Annotated in this window: 13 protein-coding genes; 8 read left to right on the top strand and 5 right to left on the bottom strand. The window is 61.2% G+C overall.

What is annotated here, in order from left to right:
* The first annotated feature begins 562 nt into the window (after positions 1-562).
* From BN1233_RS39495 to BN1233_RS39480, 4 genes are all read left to right on the top strand, one after another.
* Positions 563-976, top strand: coding sequence for a response regulator (locus BN1233_RS39495; RefSeq protein ID WP_048710613.1), 414 nt, complete (start codon positions 563-565; stop codon positions 974-976).
* Positions 977-1,133: 157 nt separating this feature from the next.
* Positions 1,134-1,424: a hypothetical protein gene (locus BN1233_RS39490; protein ID WP_048710610.1), complete on the top strand. Its 291-nt coding sequence runs from the start codon at positions 1,134-1,136 to the stop codon at positions 1,422-1,424.
* A 212-nt stretch (positions 1,425-1,636) separates the two neighbouring features.
* Positions 1,637-2,032 carry a response regulator gene (locus tag BN1233_RS39485; protein ID WP_046869156.1) on the top strand — a complete coding sequence of 132 codons (396 nt, stop codon included), beginning with the start codon at positions 1,637-1,639 and terminating at the stop codon, positions 2,030-2,032.
* A 709-nt stretch (positions 2,033-2,741) separates the two neighbouring features.
* A complete protein-coding gene (locus BN1233_RS39480; RefSeq protein ID WP_244471074.1) occupies positions 2,742-3,401 on the top strand; it encodes a sigma-70 family RNA polymerase sigma factor in 660 nt (219 codons plus the stop codon).
* A gap of 220 nt (positions 3,402-3,621) precedes the next feature.
* Here BN1233_RS39480 and BN1233_RS50325 read toward each other — a convergent pair whose 3' ends face one another.
* Positions 3,622-3,957 carry a hypothetical protein gene (locus BN1233_RS50325; RefSeq protein WP_046869155.1) on the bottom strand — a complete coding sequence of 112 codons (336 nt, stop codon included), beginning with the start codon at positions 3,955-3,957 and terminating at the stop codon, positions 3,622-3,624.
* A 94-nt stretch (positions 3,958-4,051) separates the two neighbouring features.
* Here BN1233_RS50325 and BN1233_RS39470 point away from each other — a divergent pair, with 94 nt between their 5' ends.
* Complete coding sequence (locus BN1233_RS39470) at positions 4,052-4,627, top strand: DUF421 domain-containing protein (protein WP_046869154.1); 576 nt, start codon at positions 4,052-4,054, stop codon at positions 4,625-4,627.
* A 24-nt stretch (positions 4,628-4,651) separates the two neighbouring features.
* Here the strand turns inward: BN1233_RS39470 and BN1233_RS39465 are convergent, their stop codons facing one another.
* A complete protein-coding gene (locus BN1233_RS39465; RefSeq protein WP_046869153.1) occupies positions 4,652-5,179 on the bottom strand; it encodes a hypothetical protein in 528 nt (175 codons plus the stop codon).
* 175 nt (positions 5,180-5,354) lie between these two features.
* Between BN1233_RS39465 and BN1233_RS45635 the strand changes: the two genes are divergently transcribed.
* Positions 5,355-5,513: a DUF3309 family protein gene (locus BN1233_RS45635; RefSeq protein ID WP_046867633.1), complete on the top strand. Its 159-nt coding sequence runs from the start codon at positions 5,355-5,357 to the stop codon at positions 5,511-5,513.
* A 121-nt stretch (positions 5,514-5,634) separates the two neighbouring features.
* Here the strand turns inward: BN1233_RS45635 and BN1233_RS39455 are convergent, their stop codons facing one another.
* Positions 5,635-6,054 carry a response regulator gene (locus tag BN1233_RS39455; RefSeq protein ID WP_048710607.1) on the bottom strand — a complete coding sequence of 140 codons (420 nt, stop codon included), beginning with the start codon at positions 6,052-6,054 and terminating at the stop codon, positions 5,635-5,637.
* A 540-nt stretch (positions 6,055-6,594) separates the two neighbouring features.
* Here BN1233_RS39455 and BN1233_RS39450 point away from each other — a divergent pair.
* Both BN1233_RS39450 and BN1233_RS39445 read left to right on the top strand, forming a co-directional pair.
* Positions 6,595-6,783: a hypothetical protein gene (locus BN1233_RS39450; protein WP_048710604.1), complete on the top strand. Its 189-nt coding sequence runs from the start codon at positions 6,595-6,597 to the stop codon at positions 6,781-6,783.
* Positions 6,784-6,928: 145 nt separating this feature from the next.
* On the top strand, positions 6,929-7,294 hold the full coding sequence (locus BN1233_RS39445) for a hypothetical protein (protein WP_046869151.1): 366 nt from the start codon (positions 6,929-6,931) through the stop codon (positions 7,292-7,294).
* Between the two features lie 45 nt (positions 7,295-7,339).
* Here BN1233_RS39445 and BN1233_RS39440 read toward each other — a convergent pair whose 3' ends face one another.
* Together BN1233_RS39440 and BN1233_RS47940 are read right to left on the bottom strand one after the other, a co-directional pair.
* Positions 7,340-7,627, bottom strand: coding sequence for a hypothetical protein (locus BN1233_RS39440; protein ID WP_046869150.1), 288 nt, complete (start codon positions 7,625-7,627; stop codon positions 7,340-7,342).
* A gap of 47 nt (positions 7,628-7,674) precedes the next feature.
* Positions 7,675-7,851: a hypothetical protein gene (locus BN1233_RS47940; protein ID WP_154678352.1), complete on the bottom strand. Its 177-nt coding sequence runs from the start codon at positions 7,849-7,851 to the stop codon at positions 7,675-7,677.
* Between the last annotated feature and the right edge of the window lie 112 nt (positions 7,852-7,963).

Raw genomic sequence — 7,963 nt, 5'->3', positions numbered from 1 at the left:
GGGACATGTGTTTGATGGCTCGCCGGGCGGGAAGCGGCGATCTGCTGCGGCACGGCGGCCATGTGCCGAAATAACGTGCGGATCGGATGATCCGACTGGGAGCCGTGACGAGCGAGGTCATGGTGCACCATTCGGGCCCGGGACGCGGAGCGAGCCGGATCCGAGCAACCGCTGCTGCCCCACTCCGTCATGTTGGTTCACCCTGAGGTCCGCCCACGGGGCGCGCAGCCCAGCGATGATCCGGACCTGCGCTTCGACTTGAGCGCTCCGGTGCGGACTGATGCTCTGCCCACCAGCCGGAGCAACAAGCTGGCTCTGCGGCCGGTCTCCCATCGCGCTGCGCGCCATGGCGGCGTTCCTCCAATCTCGCTCTCTTGCAATTTCGCTCTCTTGGCGGAGCTACGCGAGGAATGGGCCAGACCCGGCCCCGTTCCGGAGGAACAAACGATTTTTTAACCTATGTTACTTGGCTGTGGGAACATGAGGGACTCTGCGGCTTTGGTCCCGTCGAGAGACATCACCGGGCTGGGCAAAGTTGACGCGAAAACCAGCGGGGTCATCCATGCTTGCGAAGTCGAGAGTACTCGTTGCCGAAGACGAACCGCTCACCGCTCTGGATATTGCAGCGACCATCCGGGAGAACGGGGGTGAGGTGCTGGGTCCTGCGGCGGGTGTCAGTGAGGCGCTCGATCTTGTGGCAGGGAGCCAAGTTGATGGGGCGATCCTCGATTGCAAACTCCGGGACGGGGAGATCACGCCTGTTGCGGAAGCCCTGCTGGGGCGAGATGTGCCTGTCGTGCTGCACACGGACAGACCGATGCCCCTGAGACTCCAGGGGCACGCCAACGAGCTTCCCCTGTTCCACAAGCCAACCGGCTCCTTCGTGCTCGCCCGCCGCCCCGCCCAGTGCATCCTGGAGGAGCAGACCCGGCGCTCGGTGACCATGTCACCGCTGCAACCCAGCGGTCGGTGGTAGCCAACTAGAACCCGATCCACCGATCGGGTGAGTGCTCCGGATCAATGAGACGCCTGAAGGCGGCGCTTAGCCCGACAGAACGTTTGCCAAATTGAAGGACGGCGCTCGGGCACGCGCCGAACCGCTGACAAATCCATCAATACTGAGGAGGTCCAAGATGCGCAGCCATGCCCTTGCCCGTCGCCCGACAACGCAGGTCAAGGAGACCTTCTGGTCTTCGGGCGATCTGCTTCACGAACTCCAGGCCACATTGGCGGCCTTGGCGGACATCGAATGCCGCTATGAGCGTGATTGGGAGCGGATCGAGCAATGGCCAAACTCGGAGGCCGAGCGGGCGCGCCTGCGGGCAGAACGCGAAAGCCGCCACAGCCGCGAACGTGAGCCCTACGTGGGCAAGCTCGACACACTGCAACAGCGGATGCGAGCGCACCTGACCGCTGGCCTCTGAAGTCGGGCAGTCGCTGTCTGCTGCTGCAAATCTGGATTCGGCAGTTCGCTCATTGTTGACACTTGCGCTTTCCGCAAGCAGCGCCGCTTGTCACCTCGGATGGGTACTGCGGGATCAGTCCCGTCGCTCATCCATCTATGTAGCTTGTCCTCATTCTCGTCGCATCCTGTGCCGACCTTCCGCGTGCCGAATCGCTCGGCAGTGGAGATTACATGCGGACGAACACGGATGCGTTGCGGATCATGATCGTTGAGGATGAGGCAGTGATCGCCCTCGTCCTCGCTGATGCTCTGAAGGACGAGGGCTACCGCATCGTTGGTCCCTTCGCGAGGCAGCATGAAGCTCTTGCTATGCTGGACTATGCTCGGCCCGACGCGGCGATCCTCGACTTGACGCTCCAGGACGGGGTCTGCTCCGGTTTGGCACGCGAACTTCGGTCGCGAGACCTGCCGTTTCTGGTGTATTCCGGCCATGACCGAAAGCGAGGGAGCACGGATGATCTCGATGACGTACCTTGGATCGAGAAGCCGGGCCGGTTGGACGAGATCACAGCCGCCCTCGACACCCTGGTACTTCCGGACCACATAGGAACGCGCCGGAACCAATGAGGGGCGAGTGGGGCAGGGCGGGAACGATCTCTCGGCCAAGCTGTTGTTTCAGCATCTCTCGCCGGGTTCTCGCCTGCCGGAGGCGGTGCGCTCACCCCGGATGCACTCACCAAAATTGCCGTCCTGACCGTGAGCAGCGTAGGGCGGCGGCGACCCCGGCGAGAACTCCAGACACACCGCATCCAGAGCATCACGCCAACGATGTGATTCCAGCGCCAGAAATCCGGTCAGTGGTAATCCTCGGACATCTTGTGCTCCTGCGCTTCACGCGCGGCGAGACGGGCCGCACAAGCTTCCTCGATCAGGGCCGTCTGCTGCTCGCGAGTCATCGGATGGATGTACCGTAGACGGCTGCGGCGCTTCGCCGGGGTATTGGCCTGACGATCTCGCGGGACATGTGGAAACTGCGAGCGCCACTCATTCAGCCTGACTTCGATAGCGCCCTCACGATATGCACACGTGATGCTGGCGACCCGTCTTGCAACAGGAGTGTTCGTGGTTCGCTCCAATCTGCTCCTCTGTCCGAAACGGAGCCTGCTGGGCAGGGATCGGCGGTCTACTGGAACATCCGTCAGAAGTGGTAAGCGCCCGACCAAAGGATGAGTGCGAGAGAAATCCACGCTCTTCGAAACGGAATTAGAGTTCACGTAGAGTTCACGTGACGTTTTGGAAATTTGCGTTTCGAAGCATTTATTTCAGGACCAGATTGATGCTGGCCGCCTCTTTTCGCGCGCAGCAAGCCGCTGTCAGGTTGAAAGCCAAGGCTCTGGCTCGGACCATTCACTCTGACATCCTGCGCGCGATCCCACACCTTCGCGTTTTTGCGATCTCGCTCACGGGCAATGTCGATGAGGCCGATGATCTCGTCCAAGAGGCGGTCGTGCGGGCACTCGCCAATCTCGACCAGTTCACCCCCGGTACGAGCATGCAGGGATGGCTGTTCACGATTCTGCGCAACCACCACTTCACCGTCTACCGGAAGCGACGACGGGAAATCCAGGACCCGGAGGGGCTGTTTGCCGGGAGGCTCGCCACTGCCCCGGCCCAAAGTGACTACATCGACCTGGATGATCTCTGGGCTGCGCTTCTAATGCTTCCCGACGAGCAGCGTGAAGCACTTCTGCTGATTGCAAGCGGCTTCACCTACGAGGAAGCTGCACAAGTCTGTGGAACAGCCAGCGGCACGATCAAGAGCCGTGTCAACCGGGCGCGCCGTCACCTTGCTGACCTGCTCGAAATCATGGAACCCGGAGGATATCGGAGCGGATCGCGTGACGAAGGCCACCTTACTCAACACATGAGATCACGTCGAAGCAACATTATCGGCACGTGCTTGGGTGATACATTGTGCGCCGACATGGCGACATGACCATTCCCTTCGCTGGACCGAATGCGCCTGTCCGCCAGGACAGAACACGTTGGAGCAGGACATAAGCGAGCCAACCATTGCGCGCACACGCAAGCGAGGAATGGCGCGGTGGACCTTTGGTAGCTCGTCTGTGGCCTTGATTGTGACCGGCGGCGTGCTCACCGTCGCATGGGACCTTCTGCTTCTCTGGGGAGTGGCTGGTCTGATTCTATGGTGATGATCAGCGCACGGGACCGCTACCGATACACCCCTTGTGGCAACACTCTGGCTCGGCACATGAAGGTATTCCCGTGTCGAGCGCAGGCTCCAAAATACGCTTCTTGCGATAGCCCAGGAGGCCGAACGCCATCACGGCACAGGCGACCCGGCCGCTGATCTTCTCGATCACGAGCCGCTTGATCGTGCCGATCCCGTGTCCACCCGGATCGCAGACGGTCGTGCCCTCGCCCCAATCACGCGCGATCAGGGGCTGGCGCTGGGACTTTGTTGCGGGCCGAAATTGCGGGCCGAAATAGCGGCCCTCGGGGTGGAAATCGCCGCTGGCAAAGCGGGCCACCCGCAATGAGCGAGCCCCTGCGCCACGACGTGACCCCTATCAAACCCGCCTGGACCAGCCTCGTTGTTCTTGTGTGTTTTCAGAGGTGGCGAGCATGGGTGAGATCGCGGAAGGAGTGCGCGTGGCGCTTGGTCTGGGGTTGCAGAGCCAGGACATCAGCGTGTGGCAAATGGGCGTGCGGGCCGCCGTGGTCTACGTCGTGACGGTGCTGATCGTGAGGCTCGGCAAGAAGCGCTTCATGGGCCGGGCGACAGCCTTCGATGTCATCCTGGGCATCATGCTGGGCTCGATCGTGAGCCGGGCCGTCACGGGCAACGCACCGTTTCTGCCCGCTCTTGTGGCCGCTGCGGTTCTCGTGGCGATGCATTGGGTCTCCTCGGCCATGGCTCTGCACTGGCATGCCTTCGGGCGGGCCATCAAAGGTCAGCCGGTTCTCATGGTCCGGGACGGCAAGGTGGACGAGACGGTCATGCGCAAGACGCACATGACCGAGCACGACCTCTGGGAGGACCTGCGTGGCAAGAGTGTCGCCGATCTGACGCAGGTCGCGGAAGCACATCTGGAGCGCAGCGGCCAACTCAGCGTCATCAAGGCCGAGAGAAAGCCGAAGGTCGTGGAGGTGACAGTCGCCGGAGGCGTGCAGACCCTGCGCATCGAGATTGCAGGCTGATCGGATGGAATCGTCAGCAGCAACTTACCCAGTTCGGCGATGAGGGGCGTAGCCCCGTTCTGTCCTCGCGTAGTCTGGCACGCGCTCGTCCCTCTCAGACCTGATGTGGTCGAGCATTCGAGTGAGTACGTAGCCGATCCCAATACCGACAAGCAGAGTGAGCCATGGGTTCTCGGAAGCCTGCTGGCGGACGACTTGGGAGCCCTGTCGATAATAGCGCTCCGCCTCCGGATAGCACTCACGTGCGGCACGGGCGTAGCCAGTCACCTTGCGGTACGCTTCGCGGGTAAATTCCGAGGCATTGTCCGCTGTGTGGCGAACCGAATCTTCGGCTTGGCGGAGGAGAGCTTCGCCAGAGCTTTTCCAATCTGGAACTGAGTTTTCCGGTGCATCCGAGGAGGCGTCCTGGCGGTCATAGTCGATAGCACCGCCCTTGGTGATCGAGACCGAGACGGGATCGCTCGTCGGGAACGTCTCCTCGATGGCGTGATCGAGCTTCCGGTCGAGGTTCTCCTTGCTGTTTTCAGGAAGCGCTTTGTCCGAGGTGGGCATCGTCAGTCCTCCGTGCAGGCTGTCGGGCACTCCAGGCCAGCTTTGGCTAACCGCCAAGCCAACGCGAGGAACGGCGCACCGTTCCTGATGCGATGGTCTAAAGCTCCGGAACTTACCGCCAATTGCCAAGTTGATTGTCCGCAGTGCAACCTTGGCTTTAACGGGAGTTCAGCGCATGAGTCTCGGGACCATTCTCCTCATCATCCTCATTCTGGCTCTGCTCGGTGTTCTTCCGACGTGGGGCTACAGCAGCTCGTGGGGCTATGGCCCGAGCGGGATCGTTGGCGTGATCGTGGTGATCCTTCTGATTCTGCTGCTCATGGGCCGCCTCTGATCGAGGGTTGCGGCGGCATCGGCTCGACTTTGACGTGCCCGCCATCTTGGGACGGATCAGTCCTCCTTTGAGAACGCCGAGCGGTGCTGAGCACCGCTATGCACGCGAGAGGCGTGCCGTCCTAGCTCGACGCTGCTCTTGCAGACCCCTCGCTGATTCTGCACAGTGTTGGCGCTCTTTGGAGGCTGATGAGGGCGTCGAGCAATGTGCCAAACGCAGCGGGCTTCTCCACCCAGATGCCCTCCATGAACTCCGAGGTGCTGTTCATGGCCTGCTGGAGTCCCGAATTGATGACAAACGGCACGCCGCGTCGGGTGAGTTCGGCGGCGAGGTCTTTGCAGGAGCCGTCCTTCAGCACGGTGTCGAGCACCGCAACATCCGGTGTCTCAATGGTGAGCCACGCCATCGCTTCAGCACAGGTGGCAAACGGCCCGGCAACCCTATAGCCTGCATCTTCCAACTCGTATTGCAGGGCCAGGGCTTGGATCGCCTCGTCCGTCGCGAGAAGCACGCGGCAGCGGCCTTCAGGATAGTTCGGCACGTGGATAGTCCTGAGCGCCAGTGGAAGTATCCGGGCGGGACGATCATCAGAGCGCCAGGAAGCGATTGGGGCGTTCTCGCCAAAAGATAACCTGTTCAGTAACACATCCTACGGCACGGGACGCTAACCTATGTTGCGCCTTAAGACGAGCCAGCGCTGGTGCTTGACCCTGCGCCGCGCGCCCGCCTCACGCGCACTTCGAATGGTTTTGCAGGAGCCGACAGCAGGTTAGGCAGAATACGCCGGACCGTCATACGAGCCACTTGTGCAGCGCGGCATCACGCGACAATGGCTATGACCTGCATGGGACGGCACAACTCAGACCCGCTGCCAAAACTTGCTCAAAGAGCAGGCGAGATGCACGGTATTCTGAATACTCTGCTTTCTTCAAAAGCATTTCCGGCAAGTTCCATGCGTGAGGAGCATGCGGCCCTGCAAGCGCGGTTCTTGCTGCATTGCGGCATCGTGAGCACTCTATAGTCAACGGCCTCAGACGGGTTGGAAGCGCACGGAGGCGTCCTCGTTCGCCAGGAGTGCATCATGCCAGCGTCAGCCGTTCATCCGCGCACCGGGCATTTCGAGTTGCGCGGAGCTAACCGCCCGGACTTCATGAAATTGTCCTCGGGCCTCATCGCCTTCATCAGAGTGTTGCCTGAGATATTCGCCGAAGCCAAGGAGATGGTGCGCGAGGCTGAGCGTCGCTACCCGTTTGTCAGCTTCGATTCCTGAGAACCAAGTGCCACGTCTCGTTCTCCCACACGGGAGGGAGCATCTTCTGCCACTTCGTGCCCCCTCCCAGCCCTTGCGTGACGGGCAGGTCGAGGTCGGATCGCCGGAACGTAAAGCGCCTTACCACCGAGAAGGACAATGGATCATGAGAAAGATCGTCTTACTGACCGCTGCGTATGCATCCGCTGTGGGACTCGGGCTCGTGTCGGTCCCGCCAAGAGCAGATGTCACAGAGGTCAAGACCGTGGCAGGCGCAAGCATCTCACTGGGAGACGTTTCAGGGTCGGCCTACTACACTGTTGAGCAGGACGGATACAGGTTGGTGGCGACGCTTGCATCGGGCGTGGACTCCACACCTGTCCGCCTGACCACGACACTTCTGTCGGGTCAGAGAGTTACGATGGCGGTGCCATGTGGCGTCGGCGAGCCCGAGATGAGAATCGAGTTCAATCGTGTTGAGGATCGCTTGTTCGTGAATGACACGACCAAACTTCACGAGCTTGCGAATTGACAGGAATCCTGTTCACCCGGCGAGACGGCTCAGCCAAGCGACAGATTACCCTGCTACAAAACTCAGCCTCAGGGCCTCTCCAACTCTCCGCCTTGGGCGGCACTTCTCCCACGTCGCCCGGAGCACAGCAGCTTCTGCGCGCTCCCTGCGGGCACTCTCCCGCAGACGCAAGACTATGTGCCACAGACAGGCGGCCTCTTCGAGAAGCTCGTATTCCTCCAGGGCTTCCGCCTCCCTGACAAGCTTTGCAATGGCGCGCTCACGGCCCGCAGCCCAGGTCTCAAGGGCCTGCGCGCGAGCGAGGGGATGCGACCGGCTCTTCGCTTTGGCCATCGGACCATCATGCAGGTCCCACCCAACCTGCACGATTCACCTAACCATCAAATTCCATGAAACAATGCGTCGGAGTAATGGGCTTCGAGCGATCCTGTAAGGATCTCGCTGTCCAATGATGGAAGGACACCCAGCGCGCGAGAGGCGGTCAGCAGGTAGAGGTCAGGATCAGCGGAAAGAAGCGGCGCGCCGCTGCCATGCTCATCAGGAGCGAAGACGGTCATCAACACTCAATGGGATCGTGAAGACGGCATGGAGGCCGCCTTCACGATAGACCGGGTTGGTGGTGCCCTGGAGTTCATGCACTATCGTCTGCTGGACAAGGCGCGAACCAAA

Origin of the sequence: Microvirga massiliensis (assembly GCF_001006805.1) — a bacterium.
In the GTDB taxonomy this organism is placed as follows: domain Bacteria; phylum Pseudomonadota; class Alphaproteobacteria; order Rhizobiales; family Beijerinckiaceae; genus Microvirga; species Microvirga massiliensis.
The sequence above is the reverse complement of the archived record's forward strand: the minus strand, read 5'-3'. Positions and strand labels throughout refer to the sequence as shown.